Genomic DNA, 16,025 nt, shown 5'->3' with positions numbered 1-16,025 from the left:
CTAACTTAAATTAAACGATTGAAAAAATAATGAAATTAAAATATATTATTATAACATTGTTTCTAGGATTGGCCTTTACAGCCTGCAGCAAGGATTCTGATTCTGACTCTAATGAAACCACAACTACCAAGCCAGACGAGATTAATAATTTTGTTTGGAAAGCTATGAATTCTTGGTACTACTGGCAACCCAACGTTCCCGATTTGTCTGATAGCAAAATCGCTTCTACCACAGTCTATAACAATTTTATTAACGGAAAAACTCCCGATGCGCTTTTTTATTCACTCCTATATCAAAGAGGAACTGTTGATAGATTTTCTTGGATTGAAAATAGTAATGAGATAGTGTATGCTTCAAAAATTGCAGAAGTCGAAAAAAAAGGTGGTTTTAGTTATGCAATTTATCCTAAAGACGCATCCAATATAAATATGGTAGCCTTAATTAACTACATTGTACCTGGCTCACCATCAGCTTTAGCAGGATTGAAAAGAGGCGACGTTATTACAAAAATAAATGGAAGCCAGCTTACTTCAAGTAATTATGACCAACTAGAAAACACACAACTCACAATTACTTTGGCAGCAAGCGTGCAATTTACAAGCAGTAGTTTAGTAACCACAGACAAAGCAGGAACTGTGACTATAACAAAAGCTGAAATTGACGAAAACCCAGTTGCTTATTACGAAAAGAAAGTATATGGAGGGAAGAACATTGGTTATCTGGTTTTTAATGGTTTCAAATCAGATTATAATGACGAACTCAATTTGGCTTTCGCTAAAATGAAATCGGATGGAATTAACGAATTGGTTTTAGATTTAAGATACAATGGAGGTGGCTCATTAGAAACGGCAGTTGCTTTGGCGCAAATGATTAACGGCAGTTTTACTAATAAACCGTATATTTATTTAGACTTCAATGACAAACACAATGGTGAAGATGGCTATGAAAACCTTTCAGAAAAAGTAAAAATTTTCAACTTAGTTGATAACGAGCCAACTTTTCAGAGAGAAGAAAGTATAAACAGCCTTGCTTTGACAAAAATATATGTGTTGGTAAGTTTTCAAACCGCTTCTGCGAGTGAGCTTACCATACAATGCCTAAAAAAATACATTAGTGTAATAACAATAGGTGAAGAAACAGTTGGCAAATTTGTAGGCTCTAACACACTATACGATTCTCCTGCTTATGGTTATACGTCCTATGCCAATCGAAGCACCAAACACAAATGGCAATTGCAGCCCATTACCTTTTCATATTATAACAAAGATAAAGATGTAAATCCAGCGAAAATTACACCTGATTACGAAATTAATCCTTATAGCATTTTCTTAAATCTGGTTGAATTTGGAAACGTAAAAGATCCTTGTTTAAAGAAAGCCATCGAATTAATTACGGGTCAAACTATGCGAACTACAGCAAAAACCACCGACCTCCCTTTGTCTTTAAAAATTAGCGACCTTACTGCATTCAACCCTACAAATACTGCCAAAGGGTTGTATATCGAGGATTTTAAAAGGTTGAAAGAATAATAAATTAGGAACGAACTTAATTGAAAGTTAAAAATCATCAATCTCAATGGAGGCTAATTTCAATTTAGATAAAATTCGTGTTTAAAAACATATACTAAACCCTTTTTATCTAACTAAAAGAGGTTTTATTTTTTATTAACTTTGTCAAAAAGTAATAGTTATGATAACGGACATCAATTTATTGGATTTAGATAAAAAATATTCTTATGCCGATTATTTGACTTGGCAATTTCAGGAAAAACTGGAATTAATAAAAGGAAAGATTTTTAAAATGAGTCCTGCACCAAGTACCACTCATCAAAGAATATCTAGAAAACTGACAGGCATTATGATTAATACTTTCAAAAAACATTCTTGTGAATTATTTATTGCTCCGTTTGATGTTCGATTGTTGGATAAGAAAAAATCTAAATTAGACCAAGAGATTTATACCGTAATACAACCCGATTTGTGTGTTATTTGTGATGAAAATAAAATAGACGAACGAGGTGCAATTGGAGCTCCAGATTTGGTTATAGAAATTCTATCTCCTGGAAATTCCAATAAAGAAATGAAGTATAAATTTGATTTATATGAAGAAGCTGGAGTTTTAGAATATTGGATTGTAAACCCTGCAGACAAAACGGTGTTTATCTATATTTTAAAAGAAAATCAGTTTATAGGAATGCACCCATTGATTGAAGAAGACAACATACAAAGTAAATTATTCCCCGAATTAGATTTTAAATTAGAGTCTATTTTTAATTAAAAAATAAACCCTTTCAATATTTAAACATTTGAAAGGGTTTATTTTTTTATTTCTGTTCTTCATCTTTCCTCATCGCATGATAATAAGCTGCACGGCTTAATGGTTCGTATTCCTCGGTTTCACCAAGCATTACGAGCTTATCATTATCGGTTTTACGAAAACTATAATGAGCTAAATTTCCTGTTCGAGTACAAACCGCATGCACTTTGGTAACATACTCAGCTGTAGCCATAAGAGCTGGCATAGGACCGAAAGGATTGCCTTTGAAATCCATATCCAAACCTGCCACAATTACACGAATCCCCTGATTGGCAAGATCATTGCAAACGGTTACGATTTCGTCATCAAAAAACTGTGCTTCGTCAATCCCGACTACATCACAGCCTAGTGCTAAAATTGCAATATTAGCAGCTGCCGGAACGGGTGTAGAACGAATCTCGTTGCTATCGTGGGACACGACCATTTCGTCATGATAACGGGTATCTATAGCGGGTTTAAAAATCTCTACTTTTTGCTTAGCAAATTGAGCCCGCTTCAATCTACGGATGAGTTCTTCGGTCTTTCCCGAAAACATGGATCCGCAGATTACCTCAATCCATCCAAACTGCTCTTTATGATTTACTGTGTTTTCGAGAAACATTTTGTATTTTTCTGCCTTAAAAAATGAATAGTTTTTATTACTTTGTAACGGTAATAAATCAATTGGGGTAAACTTCTATTTTACCTCGTTTCAAAAGTAGATAATTTTTATCAATTCGAAAATTTGAGAGGTCTTATTTCAATAATAAAATTGAAAAAGAAATTTAATCCGCTTCATCCATTGCCAACAAAGAACAATTTTATATAAAGCCACATATTCATTATAATTTCAAAAGTTATGCAAAAAAAACTAGAAGCCGATTTAATCAGCATTGCTCATAGAATTTTACAACTTAAAAATAAATCTGACATTAATCAACTTTATTTGGAAACACAAAAATTATATGAAAAATTAGCTGTTTTACGATTTGTTGAAGAGTATTTTGGAGAACCCAAACCTACTATTGGTCAAGCTGAAGTTGTAGAGAGAATGAAAGAGTTTTTTGAGAGCATAGCCGTTCCTGAATTTCAAAAGCCTGCGGTAATTATTAACACAGCGATAGATGAAACTCCTGTAATTGAAACTATTGAAGAAGAAGTAAAAGTAGGAGAAAACAAAATTGAACCAGAAGCAGTCCTTACTGCAACTGAGGAACTTCCTATTTCAATAATTCCTGAACCTTTAGCAGTGGCAGAAGAATCAGGAAAGATTATTACTGAAAAATCAGAAGCAGAGACGCCAATTGAAAAACCATTGTTTATTTTAGAAGAAACAGAAATTGAACCAATTGCCGAATCAATAGAGTCTGTAAAACCAGAAGAAACACCAAAGAAAAAAGATATTGTTCAAATTTCTTTTGATGATCTTCTTGGCGGTAAATATACTGACCCTGATTTTGTAAAAGTTTCTGATAAAAAACAAAACTCAGAACCCATCCAGCCAACTCCTTCTTTCGACTTTCAAAAAGAGCCGGTTTTAGACACTCCTCAAGCCAGTTTTGAAAAAGAAGAGCCCAAATCAATTACTTTGAATGACAAACTGGTAAAAGAAATCAACATTGGACTGAATGACCGAATCGCATTTGTCAAACATTTATTTGGTGGAAGTAATGAGGATTATAACCGTGTTCTCAACCAATTGATAACATTTGATACTTTTATGGAAACTAAAGCTTTCATCGACGAATTAGTGAAACCGGATTACAATAACTGGGAAGGAAAAGAAGATTACGAACAGCGTTTTATGGAAATCATAGAGAAAAAATTCTTGTCGTTTTAAAAGAATTAAATCAGTTATTATATTTTATTAAATCCTTTCTTTAAGCAAGAAAAATGTCAAAATTATATATCGTACCAACTCCTATAGGCAACCTCGAAGACATGACTTTTCGAGCCATTAGGATTCTTAAAGAAGTAGATTTAATTCTAGCCGAAGACACCAGAACCAGCGGTAAACTGCTCAAGCATTTTGAGATTGGCACGCACATGCACAGCCATCACATGCACAACGAACACAAAACAATCGAAAATGTAATTTCCAGATTGAAAGCCGGTGAAAACATTGCGCTAATTTCAGATGCAGGAACTCCGGCGATTTCCGATCCGGGTTTTTTGCTGACCCGTGCCTGTATCGAAAACGGAATTGCAGTAGAATGTTTGCCTGGCGCAACGGCTTTTGTTCCTGCTCTTGTCAATAGCGGTTTACCTAATGACAAATTTGTCTTTGAAGGTTTCCTGCCTGAAAAAAAAGGTAGGCAAACGAGATATCTGGAACTTGCCGAAGAAACCCGCACGATGATTTTGTATGTTTCCCCACATAAATTAGTTAAAACCTTAGCCGAATTTATTACCTATTTTGGCGAAGACCGCACGATTTGTGTCTGCAGAGAATTATCCAAACTGCACGAAGAAAATGTACGCGGAATGGCTCGCGAAGTACTTACCCATTTTGAAAAAACAGCCCCTCGCGGTGAAATTGTCGTAGTCGTTGCAGGAAAACAAATCGTAAAAGAAGCCAAGAAAAATAAATTTCAAAAAGAAGAAGAATAAATTAAACATGATGACAATCAATACCTTTTTAGACAAACTAAAACAAACTCCAACCGCTATAACATTTGCAGAAACTATCGCAGTAATAGAAGAAAACTACAATTTTACACCAACAGCTTTTAAAAACGGAGAACAGCACAATGCCAGCGGAGAAAACTCCGGTTCCTGCAAATTATTTGCTTTTGCGCTATTGCAAAAATTATCTCAAGGAGAAACTTTAGCATGTTTTGGAGCTTATTATTTTGAAGAAGTTTTGGGAGATCCCAATGGAACTAATCATCAAAACATTCGTAATTTCATGAAAACAGGTTGGGATGGAATCCAATTTGAAGGAGAAGTATTAGAACTTAAATAATTAATTTGTTGTAGCTTTTTTGATTCATTATTATAATTAAATCACTTTAATGAATCATAAAAGCTACATTTTATACAAAACAAGCTGTTTGCCAATTTGCTCAATTTGAGCACTTTCAATGCCAGATTTTACAGCATAATCACTCCAATCAGAAAGCACTTGATTACACAAATCAATAATTGGCTTTGGCTTTTTAAGATTTATATTTTTGGCAACTGCCAAAAGATCTTCCAATAAAATATTTTCTCTTTTCCCATTGACACTCATTTGGTGTGCTTTCAGCCAAAAATTATCAGGATTATAAGCATACGTAACATCATAAGCTGGTGAAAGTTTCCATTCTCCATTCGGGAACATTAAAAACGAAATGTTCTTGGTGTGGTCATCCTGATTTCTGGACATCACATTAAAAACCATTCTCCTGTACAATTCCTCCATATCCGAATACGGCAATTTCATTTGACGCATAATTTGAAAAGCTTGTTCATAAGAATAAGCCCTTGGCTGATTGTAGTCAAAATGTGCTATCCCGCACAGCGTTTGCATGTGGATTTTTTGATTGTTTTGTCTGTCAAAACGTTTGGTCATAAAATGCGAACGGTTATTTTCGGTCATTAATTTACTTTCAGACATTGTGATTGCGGCATCAACAGCCATCAAATAATAGGCATATTCAATGTTTCCGTAGCCTTTAGGATCTCCCAGTTGATGATTGGTAACTCCGTCAAATTTAATCAGCCAATAATCAAAACCTTCCAATCCATCAACCTGCCCAGAACGCACATTACCCGTAGTTTTATTGTAGGCAATAATCGCTTTGGCTCTTGCACCGCCCGCCGAACTTCCCACCTGCAATATGTCCGAAAACCCTTTTTCGGAATCCATATCAGAATGAAAATCACTACGGACATCCAAAACTTCCTTGGCAAATTTTACCAGTTCCTGAATTTCAATAGGATTCGATTTTTCAGCAGGACTGCTGCTTGCAGGTTCAAATTCTAAAGCTCCCATTCCTCGCTTGCCAATATAACAAAGACGGTCTACCGGATTAAAGTCACTACTGCTTTTACCTTGCTGCACCAGCCAGGCATCTATGATTTGATTTCCAAATTTATCCGGCAAACTGTCTGACAGCAAACCCGGCAATCCCTTAAAAGTATCTGGATTTAACTGAGGAAACGAAAAAATCTTCCTGCCTCTCTGGGCATCGGCAACGGGCATCATTATTGGAGAAAGATCAAGTCCTAATTTAAAAAACTGCTTGTCGTATTCAAAAACACCATAATTCCTTTGCTTATCCCAAAGAACAACCCCAACTTTATGGTTCCAAATTTTCACATCGGCAACTGCAACCATAATTAATATTCGTTAGTGTTTGAGTTTCGATTGGTCGGTGAAGCTTTTTTGCGGAGTTTTTTTTGAGCTTCCATAACCATCATCGGGCTGATTTCGGGTTCTTCGTTCAAGTAATTTAATAGTTCTAATTTTTCCAAAGCACGAAGCAACTGTATCAATGTCATTAAATTGATTGCTTTTCCGGTTTCCATCCTGCTAATCGTGATTCTATTGACCCCAGATTTTTCGGAAAGTTCCTCTTGCGAGATATTCTTGTTCAAACGCATTTGTTTTATGCTTTTGCAAAGAGTCTCCACAATAGCATTATCGGTTAATGCATACCAATTTTTATAGTAGCTTTTTTGTTCCATTATATATTAAATTAACACATATTGAATCTTATATGTTACAAATTTACGATTATTTTTGGGAACTAAATTATTTTTAATCACAAATTAAAAACCAAATGTCATATCATTTTCATTTAAAAAAATTAAATTCGTATTCTGAAAATTACAGTCAGTTTTTGACTTTATTTTATATCCAATATTTATCAAACCTCAATAAAAAATGCGTTGGACCCTAAAGCCAAAACCTGTTGAAGAAAAAATAAAGCACCTAGCCCAAGCTTTGAATATAGAAGAATTTGTTGCTGCTTTATTAATACAAAGAGGCATTGAAACTTTTGAACAAGCCAAACAATTTTTTCGCCCAACGTTAGACGATTTACATGATCCTTACTTAATGAAGGACATGGACAAAGCTGTCGAACGCATCGAAAAAGCTATTACAAACCAGGAGAACATTCTTGTTTTTGGTGATTATGATGTCGATGGAACAACGGCAGTTTCATTAGTTTCATCCTATTTGAAGAGCTATTATCCCAACATTGCCACTTATATTCCCGACCGTTATGATGAGGGTTATGGAATTTCTTTCAAAGGAATTGATTTCGCCGATGACAATGGTTTTTCATTAATTATTGCTCTGGATTGCGGTATAAAATCGATAGATCATGTCGCTTACGCAAAAGAGCGAAATATTGATTTCATCATTTGTGATCACCACAGACCTGGTTCGGTTTTACCTGAAGCTATTGCGGTTCTTGACCCAAAACGCGAAGATTGCAGTTATCCTTATGATGAATTGTGCGGTTGTGGCGTAGGTTTCAAGCTCATTCAGGCTTTAGGGATCAACAGAAACCAAACTATTGAAAATTTGATTTTATATTTAGATTTGGTAGCCACGGCAATTGCAGCCGACATTGTACCCATGACTGGTGAAAATCGTGTATTGGCTTATTTTGGCTTACAGGTTATTAATGCAGAACCAAGACCCGGAATTAAAGCATTAATACATCAGATAAAAAAGAAAACACTCGATATTACCGATGTGGTTTTTATAATTGCCCCAAGAATAAATGCAGCAGGTCGAATCAAACACGGCAATCATGCCGTCGAATTATTAACCGAATTTGATTTTGAACAAGCACAGCAGTTTGCTTCCGAAATTGAACAATATAATTCTGACCGAAAAGATTTAGACAAACAAATTACCAAAGAAGCACTCCAGCAAATAACCCAAAATCAGGAAGAGAAAAACTTTACATCAGTTGTTTTTCAAGAAGATTGGCACAAAGGAGTTATTGGAATTGTGGCATCCCGATTAATAGAAACGTATTATCGCCCCACATTGGTTTTTACAAAAAGCGGAGATAAATATGCCGCTTCAGCGCGATCCGTAAAAGGATTTGATGTGTACAACGCTCTCGAAGCCTGCTCTGAACATTTGGAACAATTTGGAGGGCATATGTATGCTGCAGGAATGACTTTAAAAGAAGAAAATTATTTGACATTCAAAAATGCATTTGAAAAAGTAGTAGAGAAAACCATTCATCCCGACCATTTAACTCCTGAAATATCGATTGATGCCGAAATTAATTTTGAGGATATAACACCAAAACTAATTCGGATTCTGAAACAATTTGAACCCTTTGGTCCATTAAATATGACTCCAGTTTTTTTGACCAAAAAAATAAAAGATACAGGTTATGCCAAAACACTAGGAACTGAGGATGAGCATTTAAAGCTGTTTGTAAAACAAAATAACTCCGAAGGCCTTACTGCCATTGGCTTTGGATTAGGAAACAAAAAAGAGTTAACGTGCAATCAAAAAGAATTTGATGCCGTATATTGCATCGATGAGAACGAATGGAATGATAAAGTGAGCATTCAATTACGATTGAAAGATATTAAATAGAAAAGATTATGAGTAAGAAAGTAAAAGATCCTTATGCAGCCTTGCGTTATAGAGAGTTTAATGTGTTTTTATTATTGCGTTTTGCTATGGTTTTTGCTTGGTCAATGCAATTTATCATCATAGAATGGGAAGTGTATAGCTTAACTAAAAGTGCACTTTCATTAGGAATGATTGGATTAATGGAGGTAATTCCAGCCATTGGAATGGCTCTGTTTGCGGGTCATATTGTAGATCAGAAAGAAAAAAAGGGAATGCTTCTTAAATGTATTTTAGGATTTTCAATAATTAGTTTTGGTTTGTTTTTATTGACTTGGCCAAGAATTGTCAGTAGTTGGTCTACTAATACTGTTTTGTATTCCATTTATTTTTTAGTGTTTTTAGGAGGATTGGTTCGTTCCTTTTTGGGACCAACTATCTTTTCTCTTTTAGCATTGATTGTTCCCAAAAAAGTATATCCCAATGCAGCGACTTGGAGTAGTTCGGTTTGGCAAATAGGTGCAGTTGTAGGGCCTGCAGTAGCTGGATTTTCTATCACTTGGATAGGAGTACACTGGTCAATGTGTTCCATTTTTGCCTGTTCCATTTTAGCATTATTAACTTTGACACAAATTTCGGCCAAGCCCATTTTGAATCCAAAAATTGGGGAACCTATAATGGAAAGTCTAAAAGAAGGGGTGAAATTTGTGTTTACCAATAAATCTATTTTGGGAGCTTTAACACTCGATATGGTGGCAGTTCTTTTTGGGGGCGCAGTGGCGCTTTTGCCTATTTTTGCGCAAGATATTTTAAAAGTTGGACCAGAAGGTTTTGGTATTTTACGTGCTGCACCGGCTGTTGGAGCTTTATTGACAATGTTTGTTTCTGCACATCTTCCTTTTTATAAAAATGCAGGAATCAAATTACTGTCGGCGATTTTTGCTTTTGGAGTATGTATTATTGTTTTTGGCCTTTCGCCTTGGTTTTGGCTGTCTGTATTTGCACTGTTTTTCAGTGGTGTTGCCGATGGAATTTCGGTAGTGATCCGCCAAACGATTTTACAGCTCAAAACACCCGATCACATGAGAGGCAGAGTTTCGGCAGTGAATTCGATTTTTGTTGGTTCTTCCAACGAGTTGGGAGCTTTTGAAAGCGGATTGACAGCAAAATTAATGGGAGCAGTTTCGGCAGTTGTTTTTGGCGGAAGCATGACACTATTGGTAGTGATTTTTACTGGAATCAAATTACCTGGATTTAGAACTTTAGATCTGCAAAAAGACTTGGAAGAACACGAAAACCATAAATAATTTTAATAGACTTTTTTAGGGAATCTAATGGCTGAAAATAAAAATATACACCCTAAAAGATAAAATTACAGCTCTTTTTAAAACATAAATTTACAAAATTCTAAATCATTAAGAAATTAAGGTTATTAAGCATTAAGTCTAAATGAATCTTAATTTCTTAATGGTTATTTATTTGTTTAGTCCGTTAGGATTAAATCATGTCATTATTTTTTATTTTCAATAATGCTTATCGCGTAACCGCCGCCCGCAGCACTCAGTTGTGAAAGCTTGGATTTATTGGTTACTTCTATTTTTCGAATAGTATAAGCTTGTGGATTTGTTTTGTAATTGGCATCTTTTCCATCGGCATAAATTGTTGCAGTGTATTTTTTTCCTTTCTCTAAAAATGTAAAACTGATGTTCGAAGTGCGCGGTTCATATCCATTAACATTCCCTACAAACCAGTTGTTAGTTCCTTTTGCTTTTCGGGCTACAGTAATGTATTGACCTGGTTCTGCTTCCAGATAACTGCTTTCGCTCCAATCTATCGCTACATCTTTGATAAACTGAAAAGCATCCGGGAATTTATTGTAGTGTTCAGGCAAATCGGCAGCCATTTGCAACGGACTATAAAGTGTTACATACAATGCCAGTTGATTGGCAATAGTGCTGTTTACATGTGATTTATTGTTTGGACTAAATTTACTCAAATCCATCTCAAAAATTCCTGGAGTATAATCCATTGGCCCGCCAATTAATCGAGTGAAAGGCAATAGTGTAACATGGTTTGGTTTTGATCCTCCGAAGGCTTGGTATTCTGTTCCTCTTGCTGCTTCATTACCGATTAAATTCGGATATGTTCTGCAAATACCTGTTGGACGGACTGCTTCGTGTGCATTGACCATAATTTTATATTCGGCTGCTTTTTCTATTGCGTATTGATAGTGATTTATCATAAATTGGTTGTAATGATTATCACCATTGGAGATAATACTGCCTACGTAACCGCTTTTTACAGCATCATATCCATTGTCTTTCATGAATTGGTACGCTTTGTCCATGTGGCGCTCATAGTTGCGAACAGATCCGGATGTTTCATGATGCATAATCATTTTTATGCCTTTGGATTTTGCATATTCGTGCAGGTCTTTTACATCAAAATCAGGATAAGGAGTTACGAAATCAAAAACATAGTCTTTGGAGTGGCCAAACCAGTCTTCCCAGCCTTCATTCCAGCCTTCAACTAATACGGCATCAAAACCGTTTGTGGCAGCAAAATCAATATATTTTTTCACATTAGCGTTGTTTGCACCGTGTGTTGCGTTTGGTTTTGCTTTAGAGAAATCAGTGACGCCTAATTGCACAGAAGGGAATTCGTCGGTGTATGACCACGAACTTTTCCCGGTAATCATTTCCCACCAGACACCAACATATTTAACAGGCTTAATCCATGAAGTATCTTCTATTTTGCAGGGATCATTTAAATTTAGAGTCATTTTTGATGCTAAAATTTCTCTGGCATCATCACTCACAATAATCGTACGCCAAGGAGAATGTGAAGGAGCTTGAATATATCCTTTATCTCCGTTTTCATCTGGAGTTAACCATGATTCAAATACCATGTTTTTGTCATCCAGATTCAAGTGCATGCAGGAATAATTGATCAACGCTGCTTCGTGCAGATTGATGTACAAACCATCATTTGATTTCAGCATAAGTGATGTCTGCACACCAGTTGGGGAAAATGAAGTTTGTGATAAGTTGGAGGTTTTTGCCTTTTCGGTTAGGCCTCTAATTTCAGATAGTTTAGAAGTGGTATAATCATATTCCTGTGTGTCATAATCTCCTGGAATCCAAAAAGCCGTATGATCTCCTGTCAATGCAAATTGTGTTCTCTCTTCTTTTATGATAAAATAAGCCAAGTTTTTTTGAGCAGGAAATTCATAGCGAAAACCTAATCCGTCATTAAACAATCGGAAACGAATGATAATTTGTCTATCGGTTTCTTTTTGATTAAGTGTTACAGCCAGTTCGTTGTATTGATTTCGGATGGATTCAGTTTCTCCCCAAACTGGTTTCCAAGTTTCATCGAAAGCTGCCGTTTTAGTGTCAATTAGGGTAAAGTCATTCAGTAATGATTTTTTATCATTTTTAAGTTCAAGCCCTAATTTACTAGGCCTTATAACTGTTTTGTTTTTGTAGTTTAGGCTATAGCTTGGAGTTCCGTCGTTTTGCAATGCAAATTCCATAGTGAAATTTCCGTTGGGAGATTTCAGCTGCTGTGAATTGGCATAAGGCAATGCCATAAAATAAAATAAAGCGGTATAAAGTAACTGTTTCATATAAATAAAGTTTGTTTATTATTTCAAAATTTACAAAATCGATTTATTTTAAAATCAATAGTCTTGTTTAAATTGACGGATGATGATGATTTTTGATATTTAAAATAAATCGATTTCGAAAAAGTAAAAGTATATGCTTTACAGTTCGGAAAATTTTAATTTTTATAAAAAGTAGGTTGTTTTTTTAAAATTACAAAATAAATACTTATAAATCAATAAGTTGTTGTTTTTTGGTTTTAAAAAAAAGTGGTGAAATAGAAGGTGTAAATTGCTAAACATGAAGTCTTAATTTAAATGACTTCATGAAAAAGGAGCTGGATGTAACTGCAGATAATGGCTGAACTGTACTGTTTTTATCATTTAGCTCTGATCGAAGTGGAAATCTTATAAGCCGTCTCATCCCAAAAGACGAGAGGGACATAAGATTGCAACGGAAAGTGGGACGATACTTGCTTAAAATGCCTAATCTTTCTGCTCCAAAAATTAATAATCGAGTTAGGTCTATAGAAAAAAGAAACCCGACAGCTTATTAAAAACTATCGGGTTTAATTTATATAAAAATAAAGGCTGTCAAAATAAATTGACAGCCTTTATAAATTATTCTATTGGATTCATTTTGAAAGTATCCATGAAAGCAGTGGTATAATCGCCTTCAATATATTTAGGATCATCCATCAATTGTCTATGAAACGGAATAGTCGTTTTGATTCCTTCGATTACGAACTCGTCTAATGCTCTTCTCATTTTACTGATAGCTTCTTCACGGGTTTGGGCTGTAGTAATTAATTTAGCGATCATTGAATCATAATTTGGCGGAATAGTATAACCAGAATAAACGTGAGTATCCAAACGTACTCCGTGACCACCTGGCATATGTAATGTAGTTATTTTTCCTGGAGATGGTCTGAAATCGTTAAACGGGTCTTCAGCATTGATACGGCATTCAATAGCATGCAGTTGAGGCAGATAATTTCGTCCTGAAATTGGCACGCCGGCAGCTACTAAAATTTGCTCACGAATCAAGTCATAATCTACGACTTGTTCAGTAATAGGGTGCTCTACTTGGATACGAGTGTTCATTTCCATGAAATAAAAGTTTCTGTGTTTGTCAACCAAAAACTCAACAGTTCCAGCACCTTCATATTTTATATATTCTGCTGCTTTTACAGCGGCTTCTCCCATTTTAGTACGTAACTCATCAGTCATAAAAGGAGAAGGAGTTTCTTCAGTCAATTTTTGGTGACGACGCTGAACAGAACAGTCTCTTTCGGAAAGGTGACAAGCTTTACCGTATGAATCACCAACAACTTGAATTTCGATATGACGTGGCTCTTCAATTAATTTTTCAAGATACATTCCGTCATTTCCAAAAGCTGCCGCCGATTCCTGACGAGCACCTTCCCAAGCTTTTAGTAAATCTTCGGGAGCCCAAACAGCTCTCATTCCTTTTCCACCACCACCAGCAGTTGCTTTTAGCATTACAGGATATCCAAATTGATTTGCTAATTCAGCAGCCTGCTCGAAGGATTCTAAAATCCCAACGGAACCTGGCACACATGGAACTCCAGCTTCTATCATGGTAGCTTTTGCTGAAGCTTTATCTCCCATCCTATCAATCATTTCAGGAGATGCACCGATGAATTTTATGTTGTGCTCTTGGCAAATTTTAGAAAATTTTGCGTTTTCAGATAAGAAACCGTAACCAGGATGAATTGCATCTGCATTTGTAATTTCGGCAGCAGCAATAATATTGGACATCTTTAAATAAGACAAGTTACTTGGAGGCGGTCCTATACAAACGGCTTCGTCAGCAAATTTCACATGTAGGCTTTCTGCATCTGCAGTAGAATAAACAGCTACCGTTTTGATACCCATTTCTCTACAAGTTCGGATGACACGAAGCGCTATCTCTCCTCTATTTGCAATTAGTATTTTTTAAACATCTTCTTGAAATTGTAAATTATAAATTATAAATTTTAAATTATTTGAATGAGATAAATTCATCATTCAAAATTCATCATTCAAAATTTCTTATGATGGATCTACTAAGAATAAAGGTTGGTCAAATTCTACAGGAGACATATCGTCTACCAATATTTTTACGATTTTACCAGATACTTCTGATTCAATTTCGTTGAATAATTTCATAGCTTCAATTACGCAAAGAACATCTCCTTTAGCAATGGACTTACCAACTTCAACAAACATTGGCTTGTCTGGAGAAGGCTTCCTATAAAAAGTACCAATGATTGGTGATTTTATAGTAATGTAATTGTTTTTTTCAACTGGTTCGGCTACAGGGGCAACAGCTACAGGAGCAATCTGCTGTGGAGAGGCAGCTTGCGGAAGAGCGTTTTGAGCAGGCAATTGTTGAACATAAGTTGCTTCAGTAACGTTTCCTTCTAAAGTAGTTCGGATGGTGATTTTTACATCGTCCATTTCTAATTTTACTTCTGCAACACCTGAATTTGCTACAAATTTAATTAGATTTTGAATTTCTTTTAAATCCATAATTAAGTTCTTTTTAGTTTAATTTATTTTTTATCGTAAGCCCAAGTTAAGTAAATAGATCCCCAAGTAAATCCGCCGCCAAAAGCAGCAAAAATGATGGTGTCTCCTTTTTTCAAAAGGTGTTCAAAATCGTATAATACTAAAGGTAATGTTGCTGAAGTTGTATTTCCGTATTTTTCAATATTCATCAATACTTTGGCATCTTCCAAGTTCATTCTGTGAGCAGTTGCGTCAATAATGCGTTTGTTTGCCTGATGAGGAACTAACCAATTTACATCTTCGTTAGTCAAATTGTTTCTTTTCAAAATCAGTTCGCTTGCATCAGCCATATTGGTAACGGCATATTTGAAAACAGTTTTTCCGTCTTGAATGATATTGTGCTTATTGTCATTTACGGTGTCTATACTTGTTGGCAGAATGGATCCGCCAGCAGGTATTTTCAAGAAATCACGGCCAACAGCATCACTTCTCAAGTATTCGTCCTGCAATCCGTATCCTTCGTAGTTAGGCTCAAACAATACTGCGCCTGCTCCGTCTCCAAAAATAATACAGGTAGATCGGTCTTTGTAATCAACAATAGATGACATTTTATCAGCACCTATTAAGAGTACTTTTTTATATCTTCCAGATTGGATGTAAGCCGCTGCAGTTGACATTCCGTAAAGGAAACTTGAACATGCGGCCTGTAAATCGTAAGCGAATGCATTGGTAGCACCTATTGCTGTGGCTACATAAACACCAGTTGCGGCTACCGGCATATCTGCAGTTGCAGTTGCCATTAAAACTAGATCTATTTCAAGAGGATCAATATTTGATTTAGCGATTAAATCTTGTGCAGCTTTTATAGCAAGAAAAGAAGTTCCTTTATCAGCATCTTTTAGTATTCTTCTTTCTTTAATTCCTGTGCGAGTGGTTATCCATTCATCATTTGTGTCGACCATCGTTTCTAAAACTTTGTTGGAAAGAACAAAGTCCGGAACATAACCACCAACTGCGGTAATTGCGGCTGTAATTGTACTCATTATATGCGATTATTTATTGTCAAATGCTGCCATT

14 protein-coding genes are annotated in these 16,025 nt (G+C 35.6%); 7 read left to right on the top strand and 7 right to left on the bottom strand.

Translation table 11 applies throughout. The annotated features are described in order from the left end of the window. Nucleotides 1-29: 29 nt before the first annotated feature. Nucleotides 30-1,529, top strand: a complete 1,500-nt coding sequence (locus tag CLU83_RS17860) for a S41 family peptidase (protein ID WP_100432866.1) — start codon at nt 30-32, stop codon at nt 1,527-1,529. Nucleotides 1,530-1,689: 160 nt separating this feature from the next. Next, on the top strand, nt 1,690-2,277 hold the full coding sequence (locus CLU83_RS17855; RefSeq protein WP_100432865.1) for a Uma2 family endonuclease: 588 nt from the start codon (nt 1,690-1,692) through the stop codon (nt 2,275-2,277). A 46-nt stretch (nt 2,278-2,323) separates the two neighbouring features. Here the strand turns inward: CLU83_RS17855 and CLU83_RS17850 are convergent, their stop codons facing one another. Next, nucleotides 2,324-2,917, bottom strand: a complete 594-nt coding sequence (locus CLU83_RS17850) for a thymidine kinase (protein ID WP_100432864.1) — start codon at nt 2,915-2,917, stop codon at nt 2,324-2,326. 237 nt (nt 2,918-3,154) lie between these two features. On the opposite strand from CLU83_RS17850, the gene CLU83_RS17845 reads away from it, so the two are divergent. From CLU83_RS17845 to CLU83_RS17835, 3 genes are read left to right on the top strand one after another with little or no spacing between them, the layout of a single operon-like run. After that, the gene (locus tag CLU83_RS17845; RefSeq protein WP_100432863.1) at nt 3,155-4,135 is read left to right on the top strand and encodes a hypothetical protein; all 981 of its coding nucleotides are present in this window, start codon (nt 3,155-3,157) and stop codon (nt 4,133-4,135) included. A gap of 53 nt (nt 4,136-4,188) precedes the next feature. Then, nucleotides 4,189-4,905: a 16S rRNA (cytidine(1402)-2'-O)-methyltransferase gene (rsmI, locus tag CLU83_RS17840; RefSeq protein WP_100432862.1), complete on the top strand. Its 717-nt coding sequence runs from the start codon at nt 4,189-4,191 to the stop codon at nt 4,903-4,905. 10 nt (nt 4,906-4,915) lie between these two features. Continuing rightward, on the top strand, nt 4,916-5,260 hold the full coding sequence (locus CLU83_RS17835; protein ID WP_100432861.1) for a HopJ type III effector protein: 345 nt from the start codon (nt 4,916-4,918) through the stop codon (nt 5,258-5,260). Between the two features lie 63 nt (nt 5,261-5,323). On the opposite strand, the gene CLU83_RS17830 is transcribed toward CLU83_RS17835, so the two are convergent. Both CLU83_RS17830 and CLU83_RS17825 read right to left on the bottom strand, forming a co-directional pair. Next, the gene (locus tag CLU83_RS17830) at nt 5,324-6,616 is read right to left on the bottom strand and encodes a type II toxin-antitoxin system HipA family toxin (protein WP_100432860.1); all 1,293 of its coding nucleotides are present in this window, start codon (nt 6,614-6,616) and stop codon (nt 5,324-5,326) included. A gap of 2 nt (nt 6,617-6,618) precedes the next feature. Then, nucleotides 6,619-6,966, bottom strand: coding sequence for a helix-turn-helix domain-containing protein (locus CLU83_RS17825; protein ID WP_100432859.1), 348 nt, complete (start codon nt 6,964-6,966; stop codon nt 6,619-6,621). 199 nt (nt 6,967-7,165) lie between these two features. Here CLU83_RS17825 and recJ point away from each other — a divergent pair, with 199 nt between their 5' ends. Next, on the top strand, nt 7,166-8,854 hold the full coding sequence (recJ, locus tag CLU83_RS17820; RefSeq protein WP_100432858.1) for a single-stranded-DNA-specific exonuclease RecJ: 1,689 nt from the start codon (nt 7,166-7,168) through the stop codon (nt 8,852-8,854). 8 nt (nt 8,855-8,862) lie between these two features. Continuing rightward, nucleotides 8,863-10,137 (top strand): MFS transporter, encoded by a 1,275-nt coding sequence (locus CLU83_RS17815; RefSeq protein WP_100432857.1) that lies wholly within the window; start codon nt 8,863-8,865, stop codon nt 10,135-10,137. A gap of 203 nt (nt 10,138-10,340) precedes the next feature. Here the strand turns inward: CLU83_RS17815 and CLU83_RS17810 are convergent, their stop codons facing one another. The 4 genes from CLU83_RS17810 to CLU83_RS17795 form a co-directional block, all read right to left on the bottom strand. Next, on the bottom strand, nt 10,341-12,458 hold the full coding sequence (locus CLU83_RS17810) for a glycoside hydrolase family 97 protein (protein ID WP_100432856.1): 2,118 nt from the start codon (nt 12,456-12,458) through the stop codon (nt 10,341-10,343). A gap of 597 nt (nt 12,459-13,055) precedes the next feature. After that, entirely contained in the window at nt 13,056-14,390 is a 1,335-nt protein-coding gene (accC, locus tag CLU83_RS17805) for an acetyl-CoA carboxylase biotin carboxylase subunit (protein WP_100432855.1), read from the bottom strand. A 99-nt stretch (nt 14,391-14,489) separates the two neighbouring features. Further along, nucleotides 14,490-14,969, bottom strand: coding sequence for an acetyl-CoA carboxylase biotin carboxyl carrier protein (gene accB, locus CLU83_RS17800; RefSeq protein ID WP_100432854.1), 480 nt, complete (start codon nt 14,967-14,969; stop codon nt 14,490-14,492). Between the two features lie 23 nt (nt 14,970-14,992). Then, entirely contained in the window at nt 14,993-15,991 is a 999-nt protein-coding gene (locus CLU83_RS17795; RefSeq protein WP_100432853.1) for a beta-ketoacyl-ACP synthase III, read from the bottom strand. Between the last annotated feature and the right edge of the window lie 34 nt (nt 15,992-16,025).

Source organism: Flavobacterium sp. 1 (genome assembly GCF_002797935.1).
Taxonomy (GTDB): Bacteria; Bacteroidota; Bacteroidia; order Flavobacteriales; family Flavobacteriaceae; genus Flavobacterium.
Note: the sequence above shows the minus strand (reverse complement) of the source record. Positions and strands in the feature narration are given on the sequence as shown.